Origin of the sequence: Amycolatopsis sp. La24 (assembly GCF_029087445.1) — a bacterium.
In the GTDB taxonomy this organism is placed as follows: Bacteria; Actinomycetota; Actinomycetes; order Mycobacteriales; family Pseudonocardiaceae; genus Amycolatopsis; species Amycolatopsis nivea.
The window spans coordinates 96,786-123,651 of record NZ_JARACH010000019.1 but is presented as its reverse complement, the minus strand read 5'-3'; the positions used below and the strand labels follow the sequence as shown (position 1 = coordinate 123,651).

General features: G+C 69.3%; 25 protein-coding genes. 12 read left to right on the top strand and 13 right to left on the bottom strand.

All coding sequences use genetic code 11. The features are described 5' to 3' along the window. Positions 1-97: 97 nt before the first annotated feature. Genes PUT80_RS19885 through PUT80_RS19865 form a run of 5 tightly spaced genes read right to left on the bottom strand, consistent with a single transcriptional unit; the run spans position 98 to position 4,958 of the window. On the bottom strand, positions 98-1,099 hold the full coding sequence (locus PUT80_RS19885; RefSeq protein WP_275293080.1) for an ABC transporter substrate-binding protein: 1,002 nt from the start codon (positions 1,097-1,099) through the stop codon (positions 98-100). Between the two features lie 31 nt (positions 1,100-1,130). Next, positions 1,131-2,174: an ABC transporter permease gene (locus PUT80_RS19880; protein WP_037811892.1), complete on the bottom strand. Its 1,044-nt coding sequence runs from the start codon at positions 2,172-2,174 to the stop codon at positions 1,131-1,133. Beyond that, positions 2,171-2,935 (bottom strand): ATP-binding cassette domain-containing protein, encoded by a 765-nt coding sequence (locus PUT80_RS19875; RefSeq protein WP_275293079.1) that lies wholly within the window; start codon positions 2,933-2,935, stop codon positions 2,171-2,173. Before PUT80_RS19875 ends, PUT80_RS19880 begins: the two co-directional genes overlap by 4 nt. 5 nt (positions 2,936-2,940) lie before the next feature. Then, on the bottom strand, positions 2,941-3,978 hold the full coding sequence (locus PUT80_RS19870) for a class I mannose-6-phosphate isomerase (protein ID WP_275293078.1): 1,038 nt from the start codon (positions 3,976-3,978) through the stop codon (positions 2,941-2,943). Next, on the bottom strand, positions 3,975-4,958 hold the full coding sequence (locus PUT80_RS19865; protein WP_037811888.1) for a LacI family DNA-binding transcriptional regulator: 984 nt from the start codon (positions 4,956-4,958) through the stop codon (positions 3,975-3,977). Before PUT80_RS19865 ends, PUT80_RS19870 begins: the two co-directional genes overlap by 4 nt. A gap of 317 nt (positions 4,959-5,275) precedes the next feature. Here PUT80_RS19865 and PUT80_RS19860 point away from each other — a divergent pair, with 317 nt between their 5' ends. The 3 genes from PUT80_RS19860 (at position 5,276) to PUT80_RS19850 (ending at position 11,679) form a co-directional block, all read left to right on the top strand. Beyond that, complete coding sequence (locus tag PUT80_RS19860) at positions 5,276-8,533, top strand: GH92 family glycosyl hydrolase (protein ID WP_275293077.1); 3,258 nt, start codon at positions 5,276-5,278, stop codon at positions 8,531-8,533. 75 nt (positions 8,534-8,608) lie between these two features. After that, positions 8,609-10,996, top strand: coding sequence for a GH92 family glycosyl hydrolase (locus tag PUT80_RS19855; RefSeq protein WP_275293076.1), 2,388 nt, complete (start codon positions 8,609-8,611; stop codon positions 10,994-10,996). A 314-nt stretch (positions 10,997-11,310) separates the two neighbouring features. After that, positions 11,311-11,679, top strand: a complete 369-nt coding sequence (locus PUT80_RS19850) for a DUF3817 domain-containing protein (RefSeq protein ID WP_037811885.1) — start codon at positions 11,311-11,313, stop codon at positions 11,677-11,679. Between the two features lie 51 nt (positions 11,680-11,730). Here the strand turns inward: PUT80_RS19850 and PUT80_RS19845 are convergent, their stop codons facing one another. Continuing rightward, a complete protein-coding gene (locus PUT80_RS19845) occupies positions 11,731-12,231 on the bottom strand; it encodes a MarR family transcriptional regulator (protein WP_037811883.1) in 501 nt (166 codons plus the stop codon). A gap of 71 nt (positions 12,232-12,302) precedes the next feature. On the opposite strand from PUT80_RS19845, the gene PUT80_RS19840 reads away from it, so the two are divergent. Next, positions 12,303-12,608 (top strand): thiamine-binding protein, encoded by a 306-nt coding sequence (locus PUT80_RS19840; RefSeq protein WP_043839187.1) that lies wholly within the window; start codon positions 12,303-12,305, stop codon positions 12,606-12,608. A 1-nt stretch (position 12,609) separates the two neighbouring features. Here the strand turns inward: PUT80_RS19840 and PUT80_RS19835 are convergent, their stop codons facing one another. Continuing rightward, complete coding sequence (locus PUT80_RS19835; RefSeq protein WP_275293075.1) at positions 12,610-13,017, bottom strand: hypothetical protein; 408 nt, start codon at positions 13,015-13,017, stop codon at positions 12,610-12,612. Between the two features lie 155 nt (positions 13,018-13,172). Here PUT80_RS19835 and PUT80_RS19830 point away from each other — a divergent pair, with 155 nt between their 5' ends. After that, positions 13,173-14,093 carry a tetratricopeptide repeat protein gene (locus tag PUT80_RS19830; protein ID WP_199817577.1) on the top strand — a complete coding sequence of 307 codons (921 nt, stop codon included), beginning with the start codon at positions 13,173-13,175 and terminating at the stop codon, positions 14,091-14,093. Positions 14,094-14,152: 59 nt separating this feature from the next. On the opposite strand, the gene PUT80_RS19825 is transcribed toward PUT80_RS19830, so the two are convergent. After that, positions 14,153-15,595, bottom strand: coding sequence for a neutral zinc metallopeptidase (locus tag PUT80_RS19825; protein ID WP_275293074.1), 1,443 nt, complete (start codon positions 15,593-15,595; stop codon positions 14,153-14,155). Between the two features lie 128 nt (positions 15,596-15,723). On the opposite strand from PUT80_RS19825, the gene glgP reads away from it, so the two are divergent. Then, on the top strand, positions 15,724-18,267 hold the full coding sequence (glgP, locus tag PUT80_RS19820; RefSeq protein WP_275293073.1) for an alpha-glucan family phosphorylase: 2,544 nt from the start codon (positions 15,724-15,726) through the stop codon (positions 18,265-18,267). Positions 18,268-18,372: 105 nt separating this feature from the next. Here glgP and PUT80_RS19815 read toward each other — a convergent pair whose 3' ends face one another. Next, on the bottom strand, positions 18,373-18,768 hold the full coding sequence (locus PUT80_RS19815; RefSeq protein WP_275293072.1) for a rhodanese-like domain-containing protein: 396 nt from the start codon (positions 18,766-18,768) through the stop codon (positions 18,373-18,375). Further along, positions 18,765-19,310, bottom strand: a complete 546-nt coding sequence (locus PUT80_RS19810; RefSeq protein ID WP_037811876.1) for a cysteine dioxygenase family protein — start codon at positions 19,308-19,310, stop codon at positions 18,765-18,767. The genes PUT80_RS19815 and PUT80_RS19810 overlap by 4 nt, the downstream gene beginning before the upstream one ends. A gap of 282 nt (positions 19,311-19,592) precedes the next feature. Here PUT80_RS19810 and PUT80_RS19805 point away from each other — a divergent pair, with 282 nt between their 5' ends. From PUT80_RS19805 to PUT80_RS19785, 5 genes are all read left to right on the top strand, one after another. Further along, a complete protein-coding gene (locus PUT80_RS19805; RefSeq protein ID WP_037811875.1) occupies positions 19,593-20,405 on the top strand; it encodes an ABC transporter ATP-binding protein in 813 nt (270 codons plus the stop codon). A gap of 73 nt (positions 20,406-20,478) precedes the next feature. Further along, the gene (locus tag PUT80_RS19800) at positions 20,479-21,258 is read left to right on the top strand and encodes an enoyl-CoA hydratase-related protein (protein ID WP_101435362.1); all 780 of its coding nucleotides are present in this window, start codon (positions 20,479-20,481) and stop codon (positions 21,256-21,258) included. Next, positions 21,255-22,220: a class I SAM-dependent methyltransferase gene (locus tag PUT80_RS19795; protein ID WP_037811873.1), complete on the top strand. Its 966-nt coding sequence runs from the start codon at positions 21,255-21,257 to the stop codon at positions 22,218-22,220. The genes PUT80_RS19800 and PUT80_RS19795 overlap by 4 nt, the downstream gene beginning before the upstream one ends. A gap of 1 nt (position 22,221) precedes the next feature. Beyond that, positions 22,222-23,406 carry a class I SAM-dependent methyltransferase gene (locus PUT80_RS19790; protein WP_275293071.1) on the top strand — a complete coding sequence of 395 codons (1,185 nt, stop codon included), beginning with the start codon at positions 22,222-22,224 and terminating at the stop codon, positions 23,404-23,406. A gap of 47 nt (positions 23,407-23,453) precedes the next feature. Beyond that, positions 23,454-24,215, top strand: a complete 762-nt coding sequence (locus PUT80_RS19785) for an HAD family acid phosphatase (RefSeq protein WP_275293070.1) — start codon at positions 23,454-23,456, stop codon at positions 24,213-24,215. Between the two features lie 57 nt (positions 24,216-24,272). On the opposite strand, the gene PUT80_RS19780 is transcribed toward PUT80_RS19785, so the two are convergent. From PUT80_RS19780 to PUT80_RS19770, 3 genes are all read right to left on the bottom strand, one after another. Further along, on the bottom strand, positions 24,273-25,253 hold the full coding sequence (locus tag PUT80_RS19780; RefSeq protein WP_275293069.1) for a chitinase: 981 nt from the start codon (positions 25,251-25,253) through the stop codon (positions 24,273-24,275). Between the two features lie 119 nt (positions 25,254-25,372). After that, positions 25,373-25,927 carry a dihydrofolate reductase family protein gene (locus PUT80_RS19775; protein ID WP_275293068.1) on the bottom strand — a complete coding sequence of 185 codons (555 nt, stop codon included), beginning with the start codon at positions 25,925-25,927 and terminating at the stop codon, positions 25,373-25,375. Between the two features lie 52 nt (positions 25,928-25,979). After that, positions 25,980-26,417 (bottom strand): MarR family transcriptional regulator, encoded by a 438-nt coding sequence (locus PUT80_RS19770; RefSeq protein WP_275293067.1) that lies wholly within the window; start codon positions 26,415-26,417, stop codon positions 25,980-25,982. 56 nt (positions 26,418-26,473) lie between these two features. Between PUT80_RS19770 and PUT80_RS19765 the strand changes: the two genes are divergently transcribed. Then, positions 26,474-26,800 (top strand): antibiotic biosynthesis monooxygenase family protein, encoded by a 327-nt coding sequence (locus PUT80_RS19765; protein ID WP_134669914.1) that lies wholly within the window; start codon positions 26,474-26,476, stop codon positions 26,798-26,800. Positions 26,801-26,866: the final 66 nt, after the last annotated feature.

The following is a 26,866-nucleotide window of genomic DNA, read 5'->3' as shown; positions in this document are numbered from 1 at the left end:
CCGTTGAGGGTGGTGGCGGGGAAGAAGGTTGGGGCTAGCCCGTAACAAGGCGAAGGGGACTTTCCGTGCGGAAAGTCCCCTTCGGTCGAGCCCGAGATTAGCAGCTCTGCTTGTAGAAGTACTGCGAATTGGCGTCCAGGTCGTCCTTGGTGATCGAGTGCAGCTGCGCCGTGAGGTCCCGCTCGGTCGGCTTGCCCTCGATCGCGGCCACCGCCTGGTCGACGCCCTTGGTGCCGATCTGCGCCGGGTCCTGCGCGATGAGCGCCTGGTACTCGCCCTTCTTCAGACCGTCCACTTCGGACGGGCTGGCGTCGAAGCCGACCAGGTTGACCTTGCCGATCTTGCCCGCGTTGCGCAGGCCGGTCGCCGCGCCCTCGCCGGTGTTGAGGTTGGTGGCGAAGATGCCGACGAGATCCGGCGTCGAGGCCAGCGCCGCGGTGACCTTCGACGCTGCCTGGTCCGGCTCGTTCTGGGTGAACTGGATGCCCACCGACTTGAGGTTCGGGTGGTTCTTCAGCTCGTCCTCGAAGCCCTTCGCCCGGGCGGCGGTGGTGGAGGTGCCCGCGATGGTGTCGAGGACCAGCACCGAACCCGGCTTGTCGCCGACGAGCTTCGCCATGGTCTGCGCGGCGAGCTTGCCGCCCTCGGCGTTGTCCGAGGAAACCGACGAGACCGCGACGCTCTTGTCCTTGAGCGAGGTGTCGACCTCGACGATCTTCGTGCCGCGGTTTTTCACCTGCTGGATCGGCGCGAGCATCGCCTGGTCGTCGGTCGGCGCGATGAGCAGCGCGGCGGGCGGATTGGAGCCCATCGCGTTGACGATCGACGTCTGCATGGCCGCGTCGAACTTCTGCGGCGCCTGCGTGGTCAGTTCGTAGCCGAGCTTCTTCGCTTCGGCCTGCGCGCCGCACTGCATCGAGATGTAGAACGGTTCCGCCTGTACGCCCGGCACCAGCGCGAGTTTCTTGCTGTTCGCGGAGTTGCCGCCGGGCTTGTCCCCGGACCCGCTCTGCCCCACCTGCCCGGAGCCGCACGCGGCCACCAGCATGGCCGCGGACGCGAGCGTCCCCGCGGCGAGGACGGTTTTGCTGAATTTCATCGTAAGCACCTCTTTGTACTCGGGAACCGATTCAGCGGGAGTTGCGCTTGCGGCGGCGGCGCTGGTCGAACCACACCGCCGCGATCAGGACGGCGCCGACCGCGATCATCTGCCAGAAGTCCTGCACGTGCGTGATGTTGAAGCCCTTCTTCAGCACCGCCGGGATGAACACCCCGATCACCGTGCCGAGCATCGAGCCGACGCCGCCGAAGAGGCTCGTGCCGCCCATCACCGTCGCGGAGATGGCGTTGAGGTTGTCGTTGGTGTGCGCCGAGATCGTGGTCGACGCGTAATAGGCGAGCGACAGGAAACCCGCGATTCCGGCGAGGAAACCAGTGAGCAGGTACACCTTCAACAGGTGCGCGGTCACACCGATGCCTGAGCGTCGCGCCGCCTCGGCGTTCGAGCCGACTGCGAACGTGTAGCGGCCGAACCGCGTGGTGTGCAGCAGCCACGCACCGATCAGCGTGATCACCACAGCCACCAGCACGAGGTTCGGGACCCCGCCGAACGACGTGCCGTAGCCGAGGGTCTTGTTCAGTTCGGTGGGCACGCTGCGCACGTCCGACCCGCCGTTGAGCAGGTACGACGCACCGAGCGCCGCTCCCATCGTGCCGAGCGTGACGATCAGCGGCGGAATGCCCGCCACCGCGATGAGGAAGCCGTTGATCAGGCCCCAGACCGTGCCCGCGAGCACCGCCGCGACAAGCCCGACGGTGATGACGCCCCAGCCCGCGTGCGAGGCGTCGCCGCCGCTGAGCGCTTCCATGGTCTTGCCCGCGACCATCCCGGCGAAGATCAGCACCGACCCGACGGACAGGTCGATGCCGGAGGTGATGATCACGAACGTCATGCCGACCGAAAGCACCAGCAGCACGGACGTTTCGATCAGCAGCGTCTGGAAGGTGAACAGCGTCGCGAACTCGGCGGGCGCGATGGCGGTGAACACCGCGATCAACGCGATCAGCACCAGCGCGATCCAGAACGTATTGGCCCCGATGAGCCGTTTCCCCAGCGGACGCTTGCCGAACCCGCCGTCCACAGTGGCCTGGATATCCTTCACCGGAGCGCTCATGCCGCCTCCTCCTGCACGAGAGCCCCGGTCATCGCCGCGACCAGGTCCTCGAGCTTCGTGTCCGCACCGGCGAATCGAGCCACCCGCTTGCCCAGCCGCAGCACCTCGATCCGATCCGACACCGAAAGCACCTCAGGCATGTTGTGGCTGATCAGCACGACCGCGATGCCCTTGTCGCGGACCTTCTTGATCACGTCCAGCACGCGTTCGCGCTGCACCACCCCGAGCGCGGCGGTCGGCTCGTCCATGAACACGACCTTCGAAGCCCACACCACCGACCGTGCCACCGCCACGCTTTGCCGCTGCCCGCCGGACAGCGAACCGATCGGCACGTCGGTGCTCTGCAGAGTCACGCCGAGCCGCTCGAACTCGACCACCGCCTGGCGACGCATCTCCGCCTTGTCCAGCATGCCGAGCTTGCCGAGGATGCCCTTGCGCGGGATTTCCCGGCCCAGGAACAGATTCGCCGCCGGGTCCAGCTCCGGCGCGACGGCGAGATCCTGGTACACCGTCTCGATCCCGGCCCGGCGCGCGGCCACCGGCGAGTCGAGATGGACCTCTTTCCCGTCGAGCAAGATCCGGCCCGACGTCGGCTGTTCGGCTCCGGACAGGCACTTCACGAGCGTGGACTTGCCCGCGCCGTTGTCGCCGATCAGCGCGGTCACCTCGCCCGCGCGCGCCTGGAAAGACGCGCCGCGCAAAGCTTCCACCGATCCGTAGTGCTTGGTCAGGTCCACCGCGTCGAGCAGGATCTCGCTCATCGGCGCTAACTCCTTTCCGGGGCGGGCGGACGGCAGCGGATGACGGTGAGCGAGCCGGACAGCTCGGTCTGGCCCGCGGCGAACGGCACCGCGTAGGTGTCGCCCTTGGCCACCGGGAACTCGCCGCCGTGCTCGGTGCGCAGGGTGCCTTCGCCGTCGAGCGCGACGAGCACGCTGAACGACGGGTCGAGCGAGAACGCGTTGCCGGACAACTGAATGCGGTCGGCGCGGAAGAACTCCGCCGAGCCCGGCGCGAGCAAGTCCACTGTGGTCGCTTCGTCGCCGGAGGTGTGCTTCACGATCGTCTTGAGCCGGTCGTCGTCCCAGCCCGAGGTGTCGAGCGTTTCGATCGCGGTGTCGAAACCGATCCCGAGGTGGCCCTTTTCCGGCGAGGCAAGGAAATCACGCCACTCCAGGGTCAGCGAGAAGTCCGTCGGCTGCTGCAACTCGACCACGAAGACGCCTTCGCCGATCGCGTGCGGCAACCCGGCCGGGATGTAGACCGTGTCGCCCGCCCGCACCGGAATGCTGTTGAGCGCGCCCAGCATGCTCGGCGCGTCCTGCTCGCGGGTCCACTCGGCGACGGTTTCCTTGCTCAGCGTCTCCCGGAAACCCGGGTACACGCGCGGGTCGTCGCCGTAGGTGCCGACCACGATCCACGCCTCGGTCTTGCCGAAGTGCGAGTCGAAGTGCTTGCGGGCAAAGGAATCCGACGGGTGGAAGTGCACCGGAAGCCGCTGTCCGGCGTCGAGCAGCTTGACCAGCAGGCCGGTCGAGTCGCCGAGCTTGGCTACGTGCGCCGCGCCCAGCCACGCCTCCGGGTCGTTGCCGACCGCGTCGCGCAGCCAGATCCCGCTGGGCAGCTTGGTGAGACCGTTGGTCTCCTGGCCGAACATGGTGGTGACGGAACCGACCCAGTCCTCCGGCCCGAACTTCGAGTCGGTGCCGGTGGCGCCGCGCAGGGCGGCGATGGCGTCGCCGCCCCGGTAGAACTGCGGCGGCTGGTTGGCCGGGAGTGCGACCGGCTCGAGGTGCTGGGTCACAGGGCGGCCTCACCGGAACCGCGGGCGACTAGGTGCACGGGCAGAACTACCTTTCTCGGGGCGGACTGATCGCCCTGGATGCGGGCGAACAGCAGCTCGGCCGCTGCGTGCCCGAGGGCGCTGACGTCGTGGGCGATCACGGTGACCGGCGGGTCGAGCAGGTCCGCCAGTTCGAAATCGTCGAAGCTCACCAGCGCGGGCCGGTGCTCGGCGTGCGCGAGCGCGCGCAGCAGGTGCACCGCGACCCGGTTGTTGCCCGCGATCACGGCGGTGGCCGGATTCGGGCCGCCGGCCAGCTTGCGCACCGCGTTGCCGACGGTTTCCGGCGTCGGCGTCTGCATCGCCACGAGGCTCTCGTCGTAGGAGATCCCGTTGCGCACACAGCCTTCCCGGAAGCCGCGCAACCGCTCGGCGGCGGTGAAGATGTCCGGGCTGTCGCCGAGGAACGCGATGCGCCGGTGGCCGTGCCGCACGAGATGGCTGACCGCCTCGATGGTGCCGCCGAGGTTGTCCACGAGCACGGTGTCGGCCACGATGTCGCCGGCCGGCCGGTCGAGGAACACTACGGGCGTGCCCGCGCGCATTTCCGGCACGAGATAGCCGTGCTGCAGCCCGGCGGGCACGATCAGCAGCCCGTCCACGCGCCGCGCGCAGAACTCCAGCGACAGCTCGCGCTCGCGGTCGGAATTCTCGCCGGACGACCCGGTCAGCACGTGTCTGCCGAAGGACGTCGCGATCCGTTCCACCGCGCGGTTCAGCTCGGAGTAGAAGGGGTTGCCGACGTCCTCGACGACCAGGCCGATGGTGCCGGTGGTCGAGCCGCGGCGCAGGTTGCGGGCGCCGAGGTTCCGGCGGAACCCCAGCTGTTCGATCGCGGCCACCACGCGTTCGGCGGTGTCCGGATGCACCGCGGGCTCGTCGTTGACGACCCGCGACACCGTTTTGATGCTGACGCCGGCCAGCCGCGCCACATCGCTCATCGTGGCCCGCCTGCTGGCGGGGCGGGGAAGCCCGTCCGCGTCCCGGCCCGAGTGAGACAACGTTGTCATAATGCGGGGGATTGGACACCATCCGGCCGCTTCGTGTCAATGGCCGCCGACCGGCTGTGCCCTGGGCGACGAATCCGCTGGTGCGGATGGTGGACATCGTTGTCTCGAATCGGACAGGCTCTCACCGCGGTCTTGACGATCCGGTGAGCCATTGCCGAAGGTAGCCCGCATCGACGGTGCGCGACAAGGTTGTCATCGATGCCTCGAGGTCGGTGACGGCGGGTTCGCGCCGGACAACTGGAGAGGCGATGGCGATGGCGCGAGCGCGCTGGAGAGCCGGACTGATCTTCCTGACTTCCGCGGTCGTGGCGACTGGGGCCTCCTTGGCCCCCGCTGCCCCCGCACTGGCCGACACCGGGGCGAACGCCGCGAAGACCGCTGACCTGGCGAAGTGGGTGAACCCGTTCGTCGGCACCCGGCCCGGCGGCGCGGACCACGGGACCGGCGGCGGCGCGGGCAACACCTTCCCCGGCGCGGTCGCGCCGTTCGGCATGGTGCAGTGGAGCCCGGACACGAAGAAATCCCAGCCGGGCGGCTATTTCTACGACGACAACACGATCACCGGCTTCAGCCTCACGCACCTTTCCGGCGCGGGCTGCACCACGTATCAGGACCTGCCGTTCATGCCGTACGTCGGCGAGATCAGCACGTCGCCCGCGACCGATCCGGGCCACTACACCTCGACCTTCGACCACAAGAACGAGCATGCGACCGCCGGCGCGTACGACGTCGCCCTCGACAACGGGGCGAAGGTCGAACTGAGCGCGACCCAGCGCACCGGTTCCGGCCGCTTCACCTACCCTGCGGGCGCGGCGTCGACGTTGCTGGTCAACACTTCCGGCTCGGTCAACGGCACTGACGACGCGTCGATCAGCATCGGCAAGGACACCATCAGCGGCTGGGCGACCAGCGGCCGGTTCTGCGGCGCGAAGAACTCCTACCGGGTCTACTTCTCGGCGAAGTTCGACACCCCGTTCGAGTCGGTCGGGACCTGGAAGAACGGCGCGGTGACGCCGGGCAAGACCGCGGAGACCGGCGGCGCCAGGGCGAAGGTCGCCCAGCCCAACGGCATCGGCTCCTCGATGGCGCGCCCGGCGAAGGCGAAACCGCAGGACACCACGGTCAGCGGACCGGGCAGCGGCGGGTACGTGACCTTCCCGAACCTCAACGGCGCGCAGGTCAACGTCCAGGTCGGACTGTCCTTTGTGTCCGTCGACGGGGCGAAGGCGAACCTGAAGGCGGAGAACAACGGCAAGAAGTCGTTCGACCAGGTGGCCGCGTCCGCGCGGCAGGCGTGGAACGACCAGCTCGGCAAGATCCAGGTCAGCGGCGGCAGCGACGCCGACACCACGACGTTCTACACCTCGCTGTACCACTCGCTGATCCAGCCGAACGTGTTCTCCGATGTGGACGGTCGCTACCCGGGCTTCGACGGCCGGATCCACCAGGCCGAACGCGGCCACGCGATGTACACCAACATCTCCGGCTGGGACATCTACCGTTCCGAGGTCCCGCTGCTGGCCACGATCGCGCCGAAGCAGACCTCGGACCTCGTGCGCTCGATGATGGCCTTCGCCGAACAGGGCGGTTCGTGGGACCGCTGGACGGTGGCGAACGACTACACCGGCGTGATGAACGGGGATCCGTACCACATCATCGTTTCCAGCGCCTACGCGTTCGGCGCGCGTGACTTCGACGCGCAGAAAGCGTTGCTGCTCATGATCAAGGGCGCGACGCAGCCGACGCAGGGCTACACTGAACGGCCGGGTCTGCAGGACTACCAACGGCTCGGCTACGTGCCCGGCGCGGCGGCGGACACCCTGGAGTACACGAGCGCGGACTTCGCCATCGCCCAGTTCGCGAAGCGGCTCGGCGACAGCGCCACGTACACCACGTTCATGAAGCGCGCGCAGTACTGGCAGAACCTCTACAACCCGGGCAGCGGACACCTGCAGCCGCGCAACGCGGACGGCTCGTTCTCCGGGAACTACGACCCGGCCAGCTCGCAGGGCTGGGTCGAGGGCAACGGCGCGCAGTACGACTGGATGGTCCCGTACGACCTCGCCGGTCTCGTGACCGCGTTCGGCGGCACCACCGCCACGCAGTCGCGTTTGGACACTTTCTTCACGAAGCTGAACGCCGGAACCCATGAGCCGTACGCGTTCTTGGGCAACGAGCCGAACTCGAACGCGCCGTACGTGTACTCGTTCGCCGGTGCTCCGGCGAAGACGCAGAACATGGTGCGCCGGGCGATGGACGAGCTGTACAACCCGCGTCCGGAAGGCTTGATCGGCAACGACGACCTCGGGCAGATGTCGTCCTGGTACGTCTGGTCCGCGCTCGGCGTCTACCCGGAGATCCCGGGCCGCGCCGAAACCGTGCTGACCACGCCGCGCTTCGCGCACGCCGAGGTGACCACCGGGGCGGGCAAGAAGATCACCGTCAACGCTCCCGGCACCGGCGAGTACACCAGCGGCCTGAAGGTGAACGGTGGCACGGCAACCAAGGCATGGCTGTCGGAAGGGCTGATCTCGCAGGGCGGCAAGCTGGACTTCACTCGCTCGACGACCGCGACCGCGTGGGGTTCCGCTCCGGCTGACGCGCCGCCGTCGTTCCGCGAACAGGAGAAGCCGAGCCTGTCCTTTGTGGACCCGGCACGCGCGGTGGTGCCCGCTGGCACGACCTCGACCGCCTCGGTGGGCGTCCAGGATCTGTCCGGCGCGGCCAGGACCTGGACCTACTCCGCGGGCAGCGCGGACGGCATCACGCTGACCCCCGCGACCGGTTCCGTCCAGGTTCCCGCGGCGGGCAAGGGCCACGCTGACGTGACGGTGAGCGTTCCGGCGGGCACCTCCGACGGTCCGCGCCGGATCCCGGTCACCTTCTCCTCGCCGGGTCTCTCGGACGTCCAGGCGGTGCTGACCGTCCTGGTGGCGAAGCCGAACAGCTGGCTGGCCACGGTGAACAACACCGGTCTGTCGCCGGACTCCAACTCGGCGGCCGGGAACTTCGACGGCGGCGGCTGGAGCTACTCCGCGGACGCACTGGCCAAGGCCGGCGCCAAGCCGGGCAGCACGGTGTCGAGCGACGGGCTGAACTTCACCTGGCCGTCGTTCCCGGTCGGCGACCCGGACAACGTCGTGGCCTCGGGACAGACGATCAACCTGTCCGGTTCGGGACGGCTCGCGCTGCTCGGCTCCGCCAGCAACGGCAACGCGCAAGGCACGCTCACCGTCACCTACACCGACGGCAGCAAGTCCACCGCCACCATCGGATTCTCGGACTGGACTCTCGGCGGCGGCGGAGCGCAGCCGGCGTTCGGCAACCGGATCGTCCTGTCCACGCCGTACCGCAACTCCGCGGGCGGCGACCCGCAGCAGATCCGCACGATGGTGTTCGCCACCGCGCCGATCACGCTGGACGCGGGCAAAACCGTCGCGAGCGTGACGCTGCCGAGCGGCGTCAGCGGCGGCTCCCTGCACGTGTTCGCCATCGCCGCGGGCTGACCTTCCGTGAGGGGAACCCTGAGGGAATCAGATTCCCTCAGGGTTCCCCTCACGTACTTTTTCCAGAGGAGTCACATGAGGAGCAGGGTTTTGGCGAGTGCGATGGCGCTCGCTGTCACCGCGGCGGCGCTCACGCCGGTCGCGGCACAGGCGCGTCCGGCCGATCCGCTGGACGCGGTGAACACGTTCATCGGCACCCAGGACGAGGGCAACACCTTCCCCGGTGCGTCCGCGCCGTTCGGCATGGTCCAGTCCAGCCCGATCACCACGCACTACGCCGGATACCTCTACACCGACACCGCGATCCGCGGCTTCGGGCACTTCTTCCTGTCCGGCGCGGGCTGCTGGGAACAGGGTGGCCTGGTGTCCATGCTGCCCACCACCGGCGACATCGGCCCGGGCGCGGCGTTCGACACCAGCAAGCCGGCGACCTTCGACCAAGCCAAGTACGCCGCGCCGTACACACACGAAGGCGAAGTCGGCAAACCCGGCTACTACAAGGTGCATCTCACCGGCTACGGCGGCATCGACGTCGAAACCACCGCCAGTACCCGCAGCGGCGTCGAACGGTATTCCTTCGACAAATCGGGGCCAGCCAACGTTTTCGTCAATGTCGGGCAGGCGAACGCGAAGGAACCGGTCAGCGGCAGCAGCGTCCGGATCGTCGACGACCACACCATCGCGGGCACCGTCGAATCGCAGGCCTTCTGCGGCGGCAAGCCCTACACCACTTACTTCACCACGAAATTCGACCAGCCGTTCTCCTCGTACGGCACGTGGTCGCCGGACGGCGGCACGCCCGGCAGCCGCTCGGCACAAGGCGGCGCGGGCCTGCGCGGCGCGTGGCTGACCTTCCCCAAGGGCGGCCAAGTCACTGCCACCACGTCGATTTCCCAAGTGGACGCTCGCGGTGCGGACACGAACCTCGCCGCTTCGCGCGTGCGTCCGTTCGACGCCGTGAAGAAGGACGTCCAGCGAGACTGGCGACGTGAACTGTCCAGTGTGGACATCACCGGCGGCACCCCGGACGACCGCACGGTCTTCTACACCTCGCTCTACCACGCCTTCCTGCAACCGCTGACCGCGAACGACGCCGACGGCCGGTACTACGGCTTCGACAAGAAGATCCACCGCGCGATCGGCTGGACGTACTACGACTTCTTCTCCCTCTGGGACACCTACCGCTCGCAGAACCAGTTGCTGGCGCTGCTGAAACCGGACCGCGCCCGCGACATCGCGAAGAGCATCCTCGCCATCCACGACCAAGGCGGCTGGCTCCCGCGCTGGGCGTACGCGAGCCAGGAAACGAACACGATGACCGGCGACCCGGTCACGCCGTTCCTGGTCGACCTGTGGCGGTTCGGCGCGCTGAGCGGCGAAGAAATGCACGCCTACCAAGCACTGCTGCAGAATTCGACCGAGATCCCGCCCGCGTCGTCGCCGTTCCAAGGCCGCTCCGGCAACGCGAGCTACCAGGCCGACGGATTCGTCCAATACGACCCGAATTTCCCGAAAAAGGGCCAGGACACCGATCCGGCACACGGCGCGTCCGCGACGCTGGAATACGCCCTCGCCGACTGCTCCCTCTCGGTGATGGCCTCCGCGCTCGGCCGCAAGCAAGACGCGAAGCAACTGGCCGCCAAGGGCCGGACGTACGCGACGCTGTGGGATCCGTCGGTGACCGACCGCGGCTTCACCGGCTACTTCCGCCCGAAGGTCACCGGCGGCAGCTGGTACACCCCGGCTGACGGCCCGTACAGCCCGCAAGGCCAGGACGGCTTCCACGAGGGCACAGCCTGGCAGTACCAGTGGCTGGTGCAGCAGGACGTGCCCGGCCTGGTCGCGAAGATGGGCGGCGCGGCCAACGCGGGCAAGCGGCTCGACGACTTCTTCGCCTACGACGACCTGGTGAAGGACCCGGCGAAGACCGCGCACGAGAAGTGGGTCGTCGGTCCGTACGACTACTACAAGCAGTTCCGCTACAACCCCAACAACGAGCCCGATCTGCACTCGCCGTGGATGTACACGCTCACCGGACAGCCGTGGAAGACCTCCGCGGTGGTGCGGGCCGCGCACACCTTGTTCACGAACGCCCCCAACGGCGTCACCGGCAACGACGACCTCGGCACCATGTCCGCCTGGTACGTCTTCAGCGCGCTCGGCCTCTACCCGGCCGTTCCGGGCACCGGGAACTTCGTGCTGAACGCGCCGCGGTTCGCCAAGTCCGTAGTGCACCTGCCGAACGGCCGCGACTTCACCATCAACGCGCGCGGCGCGAACGGGGCGCAATTGCAGTACGTCTCCGGGCTGCGCGTCAACGGCACGGCGTCGGACAAAACGTTCGTCAGCCTCGAACAACTGCGCCGCGGGTCCACTCTGGACTTCGCGCTGACCGCCGACGCGCCGAAGGCCACGTGGGGAACGTCACCCTCCTCCGCGCCGCCTTCTCCTTGTGCCGGTTAGTGTTCGCACGTGGACGGTAAGTGAGGGCCGCCTCCCGGATCCTGGGATCGGGAGGCGGCCTTTCCCGTTAACCGGGCATTTCCCGCCTGTTTCCGGCTCTCGTCCGGAATTGGTTCGGACCTTTGCCGCGATCGCTCGTGACCAGAGTCACGGGCCCCGGTGTTCCGGTGAGGCCGGTCACGCCTCACACTGGTCTCATACCCGTTCGACAGTGCTGTTGACGCCAGGCGGTTTCCGTCCGCCTTGGACAGTCCGTCGGACGTGTTTTTTGTGTGTGCAGTCAGCACGCACCGGGTGACGCACAGGAGGATGTCGTGTCCAGCAAGGCCGCTCTCGTGTTCCGCGTGGCCGCAGTCGCCGAGGCTCTGTCCTGGCTCGGCTTGCTGATCGGGATGTTTCTCAAGTACGTCGTCGACGCGTCTAACGAGGGCGGCGTGCCCGTCCTCGGCATGGTGCACGGCGTCGTCTTCGCCCTGTACGTGATCGTCTCCCTGTCCGTGGCCAAGCCGCTGGGCTGGCGCGGCAAGACCCTGGTGCTGGCGCTGCTCGCGAGCATTCCGCCGCTGTTCACCTGGCTGTTCGAGAAGTGGGCCCTGCGCAACGGCAAGCTGGACGGCCCGCAGCGGCTGACCCACGGCGGCGTCGGCCTCTTCGTCCGCGCGCAGGAGCCGGTCGGCGTCTGATCTTCCGCTTTTCCCGAAGGGCCCGTGCGAACCGCGCGGGCCCTTCGCGCGTTACGAGGTGAAGTCGCCCGCGGACTTGCGGACCTTGGTGAGCAGGTCGGTCAGCTGCTCCACCTGCCGCTCGGTGAGCCCGGTGAGCCCGAAGTCGATGCCGGTGACCGCGGCGGTGGCGGTTTCCCGCAGCGCGCGCCCCTCGTCGGTGATCTCGACGAGCGTGGTGCGCCGGTCGGTGGGATGCGGCACGCGCTTCACGAGCCCGTCGCGCTCGAGCCGGTCCACTATGTTGGTGACGCTGGTGGGATGCAGCTGGAGCCGTTCGCCCATCACCCGCATCGGCAGCCGCGCGTTGCGGGAGAAGGTGAGCAGCACCAGCGCCTCGTAGCGGGCGAAGGTGAGGCCGTGCGGCTTGAGAGCGCCGTCGACCGCCGACTGGATGATCTGCTGCACCCGCATCACACCGGTGACCGCGGCCATGGTTCCGGCCGGGCCGATCCGGTCTTCCCACAGCTGCGCGGCACGGGCGATCGGATCGAACGGCAGCGGACGGTTCATGGCAACCGAAGCTACCAGCGGGTACCCCGGTCGTGGGGGTCGCCCTGCGAGAACAGCGAAAGGAATCCGGCATGATCGTCGCGTTCAGCGTGAGCCCCTCGGCGGGGGAACCGGACGGCGGAGTGAGCGAGGCCGTCTCGCGCGCGGTGAAGGTGGTGCGCGAATCGGGCCTGCCGAACTCGACCAGCTCGATGTTCACGGAGATCGAAGGCGACTGGGACTCCGTCATGGCGGTGGTGAAGAAGGCGGTGGAAGCCGCGGGGGAGGGCTCGGCGCGCGTCGGGCTGGTGCTGAAGGCCGACATCCGCCCCGGCTACGACTCCGGCCAGCTCACCGCGAAGGTCGAGCGCGTGGAAGCGCACCTGCGCGAGGACTGAGCTACGGAATCGGCGGCGTGAACGCGACGGTCCAGCGTCCCTTGGCACTGGTCACCGCGAGCCGGTAGCTGAACTGCTCGCCCGCCCCGGTCTTCCCCTGCACGACGGCCGCGGTCGGCGAGCGCTCGTCCGGCGCGAGCCGCACGGAGATGTCGTGCGCGTTGCTGTCCTTGAGGACGCTGACGTAGTCCTTGGCGAGGTCGTCGCCGCCGGAGCCGGGGACGTCGAAGAGCCCGGCGAGCGCGTCCGCGTCCCGCCCGCTCAGCGCCGCGGTCAGCTCCGTGCGCAGTTCCGGCGGGGACGCCGCGCCGGGCGGGTCCTGGTGCGCGACGGTCGCCGTGATGCTGGCGATCCACGCCACCGCGACCACGACGGCCGCGACCACCGTCACGTTGCGCCGGCTGAGCATCCTGCGGCCTCCTCGTTGTCCTCGCGCAGAGCATGCCTCAGCGGAGTGCGCATGCCAAAAGCGAACCTCGGGGCTGCTGCTGAACTCTCGCGGCGAGGCGTGCCAGGATGGAGGGCGTGACACACCCACGCGGATCTGCAGCGAACTCAGCGGCCATGTCCGCCGCGTTGTCCGGCGCGGTCGACCTGTCCGCGCTCAAAGCCAGGGCGGAGGCGTCCCGGAACCAGCCGCCTTCGGGGGCGGGACAGCCGGGCGGCACGTCCGCGCCTCCGTCGGACACGGTGCTCGAGGTCACCGAGGCGACCTTCCAGTCCGTCGTCGAACTCTCCCTCAACCAGCTCGTGGTCGTCGACCTGTGGGCCGGGTTCTCCGAACAGTGCCAGCAGCTGACCGCGGTGCTGGAGCGGCTGGCCGGCGAGAGCGGCGGCGCCTGGGTGCTCGCGAAGGTCGACGTCGAGGCGAACCCGCGCATCGCGCAGGCGTTCGGCGCGCAGTCGGTCCCGACCGTGGTCGCGATCGCGGGCGGCCAGCCGGTGGACGCCTTCTCCGGCGCGCTGCCGGAGCCGGAGATCCGCAAGTGGCTGAACTCCCTGCTCGACGCGCTGCGCGACCGCCTGCCCGGCATCCGCGCCGCCGAAGAGGCCCGCGGTCCGGTCGAGGAGCCGGAAGACCCGCGCTTCACCGAGGCGGAGGAAGCCTTCGAGCAGGGCGACTACGCCGCCGCGCAGGCCGCGTACGAGCGCATCCTGGACGCCGAACCGGCCAACGAGCTGGCGAAGAACGCGCTGGCCCAGGTCAAGTTCACCGCCCGCGCCGAAGCCGCCGACCCGAGCGCCCGCGAGAAGGCCGAAGCCGACCCGAAGGACATCGACGCCCAGCTCGCGGCCGCCGACCTGGACATCGCGGAACAGGACGTGGAAGGCGCGTTCCGCCGCCTGGTCGACGTCGTCCGCCGCACCGCCGGGGACGACCGCAACCGCGTCCGCGAACACCTGGTCGCCCTGTTCGAACTCTTCGACCCGGCCGACGAGCGCGTCGCGAAGGCTCGCCGCGACCTGGCGAGCGCCCTGTTCTGAGCTGACGAACGAGAAGGGCCGCACCGGAGCGTTCCGGTGCGGCCCTTTTTCTGTCTGGCTCAGGGGTACTGCTTCGAGCAGGAAGACGACCCCTCGAGATAGCCCCGCCGCAGCGCCTCGACCCGGTCGAACCCGCTGTCCGGCCGCTCCCCGTTCACGTTCGCCGACACCAGTCCGTCCGGCCGGAGCAGATCCGCGATCGCCTCGTCCAGGTCCCCGGACGACAGCTTCAGATTCACCCCGCCCGTCGGATGGTTCGAGAACGCTGCCCAAGCCCCCACCAGGCAAGCAGTCCGCAACCCAGCATTAGGCGTATCGATCGACGCCCCCACGCCCTTCTGGACCCCGATCGCGTACCGCGACGCCAGCTCGGCGAAGGCGGCGAAGTCGCCCAGCCCGCCCCCGGCCCGGCCGGCCATCTCGGCTTCCTGGTCCACCGGCTCGGCCAGCTTCTCCAGCGCCCGCTGGTCGAAAACCATCGTGTTGTCGTTGGGGCAATAAGACGCGGGCGGCGTGCTCGGCCCGCCGGGACAGCTGCCCGACCCGGCCCGGAACTGCGGCCCCTGCACGCCCGCTTCCCGGAACGCCTCGTCGAGGCTGCCCTTCAGCTTCGCCACCCGCTGCTCGTCGAACGGGGCGTCGCCCTTGCCCTTGTCGCCCGAGTCGAACGGCCGCTCAGTCAACCGCTTCTGCACGTTCTGCGCGTTCATCGCCGCGCATTCCTTCGGCCCCTTCTCGAACCCGGCCTGGAACGCGTACGTCCGGTCGAAAGCCGTGCCGTGCGCCTGCCGGTCCGTCGCGCTGGTCCCGGCCTGGTCGCGGATGAAGAACATCGCCGCCATGATCTGGTCGAGCCCCTCGGCGGTCGACACCCGGTAGAACTTGCTCTTGTCCTCGGCGACCCACCGGAAGTACCCGCCGGCGAAGCAGTCCGCCTGCTGTTCCTTCACCACCGTCGGCGTCGACTTCGAAATCCCCGCGGTCGCCCCGAGCCGGTACTGGATCGCGTGGCCGAACTCGTGCGCCAGCACGGTCACCACCGACATCGGCCCGAACCGCTTGCGCAGCATCGGCAGCAGCACGCCGCGGTCCCAGGCCACCGAATCGTCGCCCGCGCAGTAGAACGCGTTCACCAGCTGCTTGACGCTGCCGCACGCGGTGTCCTCGGTGTCGTGCTTCGAGTCGTAGGACAGCAGCGATTTGACCGGCTCGAACCGCTTGCCGCCGAACTCCGCGGGCAGCGCCTCGGTCCAGTACGCCTGCACGTCCGCGATCGCGGCGGTGGCGAGCTGGTCGTCCTCGCCGCCGCTGGCGTTGCGCACCCGCAGGTCCGGCCGCGGCGCGTCGGTCCGCAGTCCGCTCTCGAAGTGCGTGACCGGCAGGCCGGCGACGTTCCCGGCTCCCGGCGTCGCCGCCGGAGTCTTGTCCCCGCACGCGGCTGTCCCCAGCACGGTCGCCGCGACCAGCGCGACCAGCGCGTACCGGCGTCCCCCTCGGCTCATGTTCCCTCGTTCCCCATCCGCGTCCGACAACGAACCGGGACATTACTGACCCGGATGGCGGAACGTGGCGGCAATCCCCGAAGTGGGGTGCGAGCGCGGGCGAAGCGGGCCGGATATCGTCGCTGACCATGCGTGCAGTCCGCCGGTTCACCGTCCGTGCCAGCCTGCCCGAGCCGCTCGCCGGGCTCGGGGCACTCGCGACCAACCTTCGCTGGACCTGGCATCCGCCGACGCGCGACCTGTTCGCCTCGATGGACGCCGACCTGTTCAACAAGATCCGCGACCCGCTGCGCATGCTCACCGCGCTGCCGCCGGAGCGGCTCGAGGAACTGGCGAAGGACGAGGACTTCCTGAACCGCACCCGCGAGGCCGCGGCCGGGCTGGAGCGCTACCTCAGCGAACCGCGCTGGTACCAGCGGCGCACCGACGACGGCCTTCCCCAGTCGGTCGCGTACTTCTCGATGGAATTCGGGGTCACCGAGGCGCTGCCGAACTACTCCGGCGGCCTCGGCGTGCTCGCCGGCGACCACCTCAAGGCGGCCTCGGACCTCGGCGTCCCGATGGTCGGCGTCGGCCTGCTGTACCGGTCCGGCTACTTCCGCCAGGGCCTGTCGCTGGACGGCTGGCAGGTCGAGCACTACCCGGTGATCGACCCGAACGCCTTCCCGCTGGAGCTGGTCACCGAGGACGGCCGCCCGGTGCTGGTCGAGGTCGCCATGCCCGGCGGACGCGACCTGCGCGCGCAGATGTGGCGGGCGCGCGTCGGCCGGATCCCGCTGCTGCTGCTCGACACCGACATCGAGGCCAACGACGAGGACCTCCGCTCGGTCACCGACCGGCTGTACGGCGGCGACGCCGACCACCGGATCCGGCAGGAGATCCTGGCCGGCATCGGCGGGTTCCGCGCGGTGCGGAAGTTCTGCGAGCTGACCGGGCATCCGCAGCCGAAGGTGTTCCACACCAACGAGGGCCACGCCGGGTTCCTCGGGCTGGAGCGCGCCCGCGAGATCATCCAGTCCGACGGTCTCGCCTTCGACGAGGCGCTGCCCGCGGTCCGCGCCGGCACCGTGTTCACCACGCACACGCCGGTCAGCGCGGGCATCGACCGCTTCCCGGTCGACCTCGTGCAGCGGTACTTCTCCGACGGCAGGCTCGTCCCGGACGTCGACGTCCGCCGCGTGCTGCAACTCGGCGCGGAGGACAACCCCGGCCTGTTCAACATGGCGCACATGGGACTGCGGCTGGCGCAACGGGCGAACGGCGTCTCCAAGCTGCACGGCCGCGTCACGCGCCGGATGTTTTCCCGCCTGTGGCCCGGTTTCGACGACGCCGAGGTGCCGATCGCGTCCATCACCAACGGCGTGCACGGGCCGACCTGGGTGGCGCGTGAGCTGAGCGCGCTGCTCGGCGGCAACCACGAGGAGTTCGGCCACGAGGGCCGCACGCCGGACAGTTCGCTGCGCGACGGCGTCAGCGACCAGCAGCTGTGGGAACTGCGCCGGGAACTGCGGGGGAAGCTGGTCGGCGAGGTCCGGCGGCGGGTGCGGGCGGCGTGGATGCAGCGCGGCGCGTCAGCGCTGGAACTGGGCTGGACCGACCGCGTTTTCGACCCGGACGTGCTGACCGTCGGCTTCGCCCGCCGCGTGCCGACGTACAAGCGGCTCACGCTGATGCTGCGCGACCCGGACCGGCTGCGCGCGCTGCTGCTGGACGAGAAGCGCCCGATCCAGATCGTGATCGGCGGCAAATCGCATCCCGCGGACGAGAACGGCAAGCAGCTGATCCAGCAGATCGTGCGGTTCGTCGACGATCCCGCGGTGCGCCACCGCATCGTCTTCCTGCCGGACTACGACATGTCGATGGCCCGCTACCTCTACCGCGGCTGCGACGTGTGGCTGAACAACCCGGTGCGGACGCTGGAGGCGTGCGGCACGTCGGGGATGAAGTCGGCGCTCAACGGCGGCCTGAACCTGTCCATCAAGGACGGTTGGTGGGACGAGTGCTACGACGGCTCCAACGGCTGGGCCATCCCCACCGCGGACGGCGTCACCGACCCGCTCCGCCGCGACGACCTGGAAGCCGCGGCGCTGTACGACCTGCTCGGCCAGCAGATCGCGCCGCTCTACTACGACACCGGCGAGGACGGCGTGCCGACCGGCTGGCTCGCGATGGTCTGGCACACGCTCGAAACGCTGGGCCCGCGCGTGCAGGCGTCGCGAATGGTGCGCGAGTACGTGGATTCCGGTTACCTGCCCGCATCGAGGATGGTCGCCGCCGCCACCGACAACGGCCACCAAGGCGCGCTTTCGCTGGCGGACTACCGGACCAAACTGGAAGTCGCGTGGCCGCGCGTACGGATCTTCGACGCCGAACTCCGGTACGACCACACCGAACGCCTCGTGGTGGGCACCGAGGTCACCATCCGCGCCCGGATCGACCTGGCCGGCCTCGAACCGTCCGAAGTGGACATCCAAGCCGTGGTGGGCCAGGTCGGCGACGGGGACGAACTCGCGGACGCGGTGCAGGTCCCGATGACACCGGACGGAATCGGCGCGTTCGCCGCGACCCTGCGCCTGCCACGAGCGGGCTCGGTCGGCTACACGGTGCGGGTGCTGCCGAAGCATCCGCTGCTGGCTAGTCCGGCGGAACTGGCGCGCGTCGTGCTCGCCTGAGCCCGCTCGCGCCCCAATGCCACATTGGGTGCATCTGACGCACCCAATGTGGCGTTCGGTGCGTGGGACGCACCCAATGCCACATTGGGGCGCTCGCGACCCAGCTCAATCGACCGCCGGGGTTCCGCCTTCCCGCACCGGCAACCCAGCCGCCGCCCAAGCCCGGAACCCGCCCACCAGATCCGTAGCCCGCACCAGCCCCAGCCGCTGCAGATCCGCCGCCGCCAGGCTCGACGCGTACCCCTCGTTGCACACCACCACCGCGACCGTCTCCGCCGAAACCCCCGGCAGCCGCCACTCGCTCTCCGGGGCCAGCCGCCACTCCAGGTGGATCCGCTCGACCACCACCGAGCCGGGGATCTCACCCTCGGCGACCCGGTTGGCGTACGGCCGGATGTCGACGATCAGCGCGCCGTCGGCCTGCAGTTCGGCGGCGCGCGCCGGGTCCGCCCGGTCCAAGGCGGACCGGGCGGCGGCGAGGAAACCATCAAGTGCGCTCATGACCGCACAATGGCAGGAAGCGGCGGGATCTCGTTGGGCACGTCGGCGAGGCTCGTGTACTCGCGCGTCGGCACCAGCGGCGGCGAGTAGGCGTGCACGCTGGCCGCCGGTTCGCTGCCGACGCCGAGCACCTGGTGCGCGCGCCCCGCGCCGAAGCCGATGCCCTGGCCCGCGAGGTGCGTGCGGCGGCGCACCGGGCCGCCGGGGTAGCGGTACTCCTCGCCGAGTTCGCCTTGCAGCACGGTGAACGAACCCGACGCGCCGCCGTGGTCGTGCGGCTTCGTGGCCTGGCCGGGCAGCCACGACAGCAGCCACAGTTCGACGCCGTCGGTCAGCGCGAGGCGCGCCCACCAGCGCCGGTCCTCGTCGAAGCGCAGGACGTCGCGCAGGCTGGTGGTCAGTTCGGTGGTGACCGTGCGGGTCAGGTCGACCAGTTCGCGCGGCGTCCACAGCAGCCGCGACGGGTGCAGCAACTCGGGCAGCAGCGGATCGGTCAGCTGGGGGTGGATTTCGATTTCCGGACGGACGATGGACGTGGTCAACGCGGGTGCTCCTGAAATGAGTCGGTGCCGGGACGCGAGGCAGCGCGGCACGCCGACGGAGGATCAGCGTGCGTGCCGCGCCCGGCTACATCCGCTGGAAGCCACCAGGAGCAGGTCGATCGCGCGACGGCGCCACAACACGGGGCGCGCGGACCTGGACATGCCGGGGATGCTGCCACAGCCACGCGATCACGGCCGCTCGTCCCAGCGGCTGGACGCCCGGCGCGCCGTTAGCCCCGGGCGGGTGCGAGTCCGTGCCCGGGCGACCGCCACAATGGGCTCGTGAGCGAGCCGATCCTGCCCAGCGATCCTGACGACCTCGTCGTGCGGATGTCCGGTGTCGGCGTCCGCCGTACCGGAAACGACCTCCTCGCGGCCCTCGACTGGGCGGTCGAGCTGGACGAGCGATGGGTGGTGCTCGGGCCGAACGGGGCCGGCAAGACCACCCTGCTGCGCCTGGCCGCCGCCGAACTGCACCCCACCTCCGGCACCGTCGACCTGCTCGGCGACCGGATCGGCAAGGTGAACATCTTCGACCTGCGCCCGCGCATCGGGTTCACGTCCGCCGCGATCGCCCAGCGCGTGCCCGGCGACGAGCTCGTCGGCGACGTCGTGGTCAGCGCCGGGTACGCGGTGATGGGCCGCTGGCGCGAGCAGTACGACCGGATGGACCTCGACCGGGCGACCGAACTGCTCGGCACGCTCGGCATCGCGCACCTGGCCGAGCGCACGTTCGGCACGCTGAGCGAGGGCGAGCGCAAGCGCGTGCTGATCGCCCGTTCGCTGATGACCGACCCGGAGCTGCTGCTGCTCGACGAGCCCGCGGCGGGCCTCGACCTCGGCGGTCGCGAGGACCTCGTGGCCCGGCTGTCGGTGCTCGCGATGGACCCGGACGCGCCGGCGATGGTGCTGGTCACCCACCACGTCGAGGAGATCCCGCCGGGCTTCACCCACGCGCTGCTGCTGCGCGAGGGCCGCGCGGTGGTGTCCGGGCTGGTGGACGACGTGATCACCAGCGAGAACCTGTCCAAGACGTTCGACCAGGACCTGGTGCTGCAGCGTTCGGGCGAGCGGTTCTTCGCCCGCCGCAGGTAGGTCGGCTAGGTTGGCCTTACCGGCCGGTAGCCTGCTGGCGCTGCGTCAACGCCGTTAACGAGGAGGAGTTCGCGTGGGAGAGTTCGTAACCCTGGAGGTCGAGGGCGGGGTCGGCACGATCCGGCTGGACCGGCCGCCGGTCAACGCGCTGAACAACCAGGTGCAGGCCGAGCTCGCCGAGGCCGCGCGCGAGGCGTCCGACCGCGACGACGTGCGCGCGGTGATCCTCTACGGCGGCGAGAAGACCTTCGCCGGCGGCGCGGACATCAAGGAGATGGCGTCCCGCACCTACCCGGAGATCGCGAAGTTCGGCGCCGAGCTGACCGCGTCCCTCGCCCGGGTCGCGAACATCCCGAAGCCGGTCGTCTGCGCGATCACCGGCTACGCCCTCGGCGGCGGCCTCGAACTGGCGCTGACCGCGGACTGGCGGATCGCCGGCGACAACGTGAAGGTCGGCCAGCCGGAGATCCAGCTCGGCATCATCCCCGGCGCGGGCGGCACGCAGCGGCTGACCCGGCTGATCGGCCCGAGCAAGGCCAAGGACCTGATCTTCACCGGCCGGTTCGTGAAGGCCGAAGAGGCGCTCAAGCTCGGCATCGTCGATGAGGTCGTGGCCCCGGACGACGTGTACGCGGCGGCGCGCAAGTGGGCCTCGCAGTTCGCGAACGGCCCGGCGGTGGCGCTGCGCGCGGCCAAGACCGCGATCGACTCCGGTCTCGACGTCGACCTGGCCACCGGCCTCAAGATCGAAACGCAGCTGTTCACCGCGCTGTGGGCGACGGAGGACCAGCGCAACGGCATGCAGTCGTTCATCGACAACGGCCCCGGCAAAGCCAGTTTCGAGGGGAAGTGACTTCCGTGTCCGACCCGGCGCCGAACCCGCACGCCACCGAAGACGAGGTCAAGGCGGCCTACGCCGACCCGAAGCTCGCGAACGTCCTCTACCACGACTGGGAAGCCGGGACGTACGACGAGAAGTGGTCGATTTCCTACGACGAGCGCTGCATCTCCTACGCCACCGACGTGTTCAACGCGGTGGCGGGCGACGACGGCCAGCCGTACCAGCACGCGATGGAACTGGGCAGCGGCACCGGCTTCTTCCTGCTGAACCTGATGCAGGGCGGCGTCGCGAAGAAGGGTTCGGTCACCGACCTGTCGCCGGGCATGGTGCAGGTCGCGCTGCGCAACGCCGAGGGCCTAGGCCTCGACGTCGACGGCCGGGTCGCCGACGCGGAGCGGATCCCGTACGACGACAACACGTTCGACCTCGTGGTCGGGCACGCGGTGCTGCACCACATCCCGGACGTGCGCCAGGCGTTCGGCGAGGTGCTGCGCGTGCTCAAGCCGGGCGGGCGGTTCGTGTTCGCCGGCGAGCCGACGAAAATCGGCGACCGCTACGCGCGCCGCCTCGGCCAGCTCACCTGGTACCTGACCACGAACATCACCAAGCTGCCCGCGCTGAGCGGCTGGCGGCGTCCGCAGTCCGAATTGGACGAATCCTCGCGCGCGGCGGCGCTGGAGGCCGTGGTCGACATCCACACCTTCGACCCGTCGGAGCTGGAAGCGATGGCGCGCGGCGCCGGCGCCCAGGACGTCCGCGCGGTCACCGAGGAGTTCTCGGCGGCGCTGGCCGGCTGGCCGATCCGCACCTTCGAGGCCGCGGTGCCGCAGGAGAAGCTCACCGTGCGCTGGCGGCTGTTCGCCTACCACCTGTGGCTGCGGCTGTCCGCTTTGGACAAGAAGCTGCTGTCGAAGGTGCTGCCGCGCGAGCTGTTCTACAACGTGATGATCACCGGGACCAAGCGGCCGTCCTGAATTGCCCTACAGTTTCACGCTCGACGACGTCGCCTTCCTGCGCTCCGGCGCGGGACGGGCGGCGCTCGCCGAGTGCTCCGCTTTGGACGGTTCGCGGATCGCGGACGTCACGACAGCTCGTCGCCTGGCCGGGGAGCACGCTTCCCCGGTGCTGGAAACCGTTGCGCTGCGGCGTAAATCGGTTCTGAAACTGGCCTCTTCCGAAGATTGGCTGTTCACTGGCGACGCCTTGCAGCAGGCGAGCGCTACCCCAGTGGCCCGGCATCGCGCTTCCCGGCTCGCGGGGTTGCCGGTGCACGACGTCACCTGCTCGGTCGGCGCGGACCTGATTGAACTGTCTCGCGTCGCCTCGGTGGCTGTCGGGTCCGATGTGGACCCTGTACGGCTGGAAATGGCTCAGCACAACGCTTCCGCTGCCGGAGTCTCCCCGCTCATCGCCCGGGCCGACGCCTTGCGGCCGGTTTCCCGGGCCACCGCTGTGGTCGCTGATCCCGCCCGCCGCGACTCCGCGGGTCGACGGGTATGGCGTCCGGCCGACTTCCTGCCGCCGCTCGACGAACTCGTGGCCGCGTATCCCGGCCGGATCCTGTCGGTGAAATGCGCGCCCGGCATGGATTTCTCCATCGCGCCGTGGGCGGACGAGGTCGAACTCGTGTCGCTCGACGGCCAAGTCCGCGAAGCCTGCCTGTGGCGCGGGCTCTCGTCCGGGGTCACCCGCCGCGCGACAGTGTTGCGTTCAGACGGTACACAGTGGACTCTCACTGACGCGGAACCGGACGACATTCCCGTGCGGGCGGCGGGGGAGTGGCTCGTGGACCCGGACGGCGCGGTCGTCCGAGCCGGGCTCGTGCGGCATTACGCGGCGCGGCACGGCTTGTGGCAGCTGGACGAACGCATCGCCTACCTCACCGGCGACACGCCGCCGCCCGGAGTGCGCGCCTTCCGGGTGCTCGAACAGTTGCCGTACCGGGAAAAGACGCTCGGACAGGCGTTGAAGAAGCTCGACGTCGGACGGCTGGAGATCCTCGTCCGCGGTCTCGACGTGGACCCGGACGCCTTGCGTCGCAAGCTGAAACCGCGCGGTCGCGAAGAGTCCACTGTGGTGCTGACGCGGATCGGCCGGTCACCGGCGGCGTTCGTGTGCCGCGCCGAGCGCATCCCAACGGAGGGTTTTCAAGCCGGGTAACGCGGCGTAAGTTCTGCGGGTTGGCGAATAATCACTGGAGGGTCGCTGTGTCTCGTTTTCCCGCTCTCGTCAAATTGGCCGCCGCCGCGGCCATCGGAGCCACCGTCGCAGGCGGCGCGACCGCGCTGGCCGGGTCCGACGCCGTCACCGCCGCGCACGGCCGCGAACCGGCCAACATCGGCCAGGTGAAGAACGACGTCAAGGCGTACTACGGCGACTGGCTCGACGCGTCCGGCAAGCACCACTACTCCGAAACCAGCCGGTTCGTCACCGACACCAAGCGCGTGGTCGCCGACGCGAAGCGGTACCTGCAGCAGCAGCTCGGGAAGGTGAAGAACCCGGCGATCGTGCTCGACGTGGACGACACGTCCGAGATCACCTACGGCTGGGAAGCCGACAACGACTTCGGCTTCGACCCGGTGAAGCAGCAGAAAGCCATCGACGACGGCACGTTCGAAGCCAACAAGCCGGTGCTGGAACTGGCGAAGTGGGCCGCCGACCGCGGGGTGCGGATCTACTTCTTGACCGGCCGCAACGACAAGCAGGGCCCGCAGTCGCTCAAGAACCTCGCCAACGAGGGCTACCCGACCCCGGCCGGCGCGTACTTCAAGCCGAAGACCACCCCGCCGGACTACCTGCCGTGCGGGCTGACCTGCACCACCGTCCAGTACAAATCGGGCACCCGCGCGCACATCCAGTCGACTGGCGCGCACATCGTGCTCAACCTCGGCGACCAGTTCAGCGACCTCGAAGGCGGCTACGCGGACCGCCCGGTGAAGCTGCCGAACCCGATGTACTACCTGCCCTGAGTTCCTTGCCGGAAGCAGCCCGGGTCCCGCGCCGGGCCCGGGCTGCTCCGTTTCTCCTCAGCCGGAGTACCCGGCGAAGATCTTCGAGAATTCGTACGGCTGCTGGGAAATGTTCGTGCACCGGTACAGCGGCCCGCTGCACGCGTTCGCGTCCCGGCCGAGTTCCCAGAACGACAGCATTCCCAAGTGGACACTCTGCGCGAAGCTGACCACGGCGCTGGCGTCCTTTTGGTAGAAGATCTCGTTCTGCGAATCGTTGACGCCGAGCATCGGCGTGAGCCCGACCTTCTGCCAAGCGTCCGCATCGGACAGTCCGAGCGCCGATTTCAGTTGTGCCTGCGTGGATCGCGCGGCCTGGATCGCCTTGGCGCCCTGGTCGCCGGAGCCCTGGTAGTAGTCCATCGCCATGACGTTCACCAGATCGAGATTGACGCCCGCGTCCCGCGCCGAGGTCACGACGTTCAGCCCGTCCGACGTGAGCCCGGTCGGAAGCACCGGCAGCGTCAGGGAAATCTTGAGCCCGGGATTGTCGTCCTGCACCTTTTTCAGTGCCTGTGAACGAAGTTTGATCGAACCCGGGTCCGCGACCGCCGCGCCCTCGATGTCGACGTCGATGTACTTGAGGTCGTAGGCTTTGATCACCGCCTCGTACTCGCCGACCAGCGAATTGACGTCCCCGCAAGCCTGCGCGAGCTCGACGCCGGACGCACCGCCGAACGAGACCTTGACGTCTCCGCCTGCCGCGCGGATCTTCGCGATTTCGTCGGACTGCCAGCCCTGGCGCGGGTCGTAAGCGGCGAACCAGCTGGCCTTGCAAGCAGCTCCGGTGACGAAGCCGAGGGTGAAACTCTTGATTCCGCTCTGCTGGGACATCGAAGACAGCACAGGCGACGGCCACGCGCCCATGTCCACATAGGGCGCGAGCGCGATCGACGAGCCGCTCGCCGCGGCCGCGGTGCTCGGCGGCGCCGCGAGTCCGGCTACGGCCAGCAACCCGCCGAGCGCGGCCGCCAGTTTCCGGGGGGAGGGGAGACGCATAGGTGGAACCTCCACGGTGAGGACCGAGGGGCGGTAAACCCCTGTCCAAATGGTATAGACCAATAACCCCCTGGAGGCCATACGCCATTAGTAGGCCGATCCGTCCCGCTGACCGGGATTCAGCGTCGCGCGGCGGGCCGGTACCGCAGGTCGACCGCCAGCGCCGGATCCCCGTCGTGCACCCGGTCCCACCGGACCGGTTTCCCGCCCGGATTGTCGAACAGCCGCACCCCGGAGCCCAGCATCACCGGCATGAGATGCACCTGGAACTCGTCGAGAATCCCCAGCTCAACGCATTGCCGCGCGATATCCTGGCTGTGCAGCTCAAGATCCTTCCCGCCGGCCGCCGCGAGCCCGATCTCGACCGCCTCCAGGACGTCGCAACCGAGAAACGTCACCCCGTCCTCAGCCGGAGCGTCCTCCGGATGATGGGTGAGCACGAAAACCGGCCCGCTCCACGCTCCGCCATACGGCTGCCTGGCGACCTCCCCGGGCACGCGGGCGACGAGCGCGTCAAACCCGCGCCGCCCGCCCAGAATCGCCCCGATCCGCGCGATGGATTCCTCGTGCACCCCCGGCGTGACGCGCATGCCCGACATCCAGTCCATCGCATGCCCGTCCGCGGCGACGAACCCGTCCAGCGACATCGCGACGTGCCACAACACCTTGCCCATGGGTCCTCCTCGTGTGCTCGATAACGAGGTAGACCGGCGGGGCAGCGAAAACTCATCGGTCCCCTGGCGTCAGGTTCTCCGAACAGATGCTCAACAGCTCAGCCAGCCGATGCCGCTCGTCCTCCGGCATCCCGGCGAGCATCCGCTCCTCGACCTGGTCGACCACCCGATGCGCCTCGCTCAGCCGGTCTTCGCCGGACGCCGTGAGCCGCACCGGCCGCGCCCGCCCGGTCGACGCTTCCTCGGCAACCGCGACCAGCCCGGCCGTCTTCAGCCCGGCCAGGACGTCCCGCAACGACTGCCGTGTCACGAAGCAATGCCGCGCGAGTTCAGCCGACGACGCCCCCGGGTTCTCCGCCAGTGCCGCCAGCACCGCGTACTGCGCCATCGACAGCCCGATCGGCCGCAAGAGCTCGTCGGACGCCTGCCGGAACGCCTGCTGCACCCGCTTCACGAGGTACCCCGGCCGCCGCGTCGTCTCTTGACTCATGACAGGAACCTTACACATAATGAACTTTGTCAGGAACCTGTCATAGGGAGAATCCGATGCCGCTCACCACCATCAGCACCGACGCCGACGTCGCCACCCTGGTGAACGTCTTCACCGTCGCCCCGGAAAAGCAGCGGGCCCTCGTCGAGGTCCTGACGACGGCGACGGAGGAAGTCATCCGCCACCGGCCCGGTTTCGTGTCCGCGAACATCCACGCGAGCACCGACGGCACCCGCGTGGTGAACTACGCCCAGTGGGCGAGCGCCGAGGATTTCCAGGCCATGCTCGCCGCCCCGGAATGCCGCGACCACCTGTCCGCCGCCCTGGCCCTGGCCGAGAGCGATCCGCACCTGTGCACCGTGGAATCCGTGCACCACGCCTGATTCATGCTGGGTCAACGGGTGACCCCGGCGCCTGCCGATGCGGACGCGCGAGCCCCGCCGACCTCG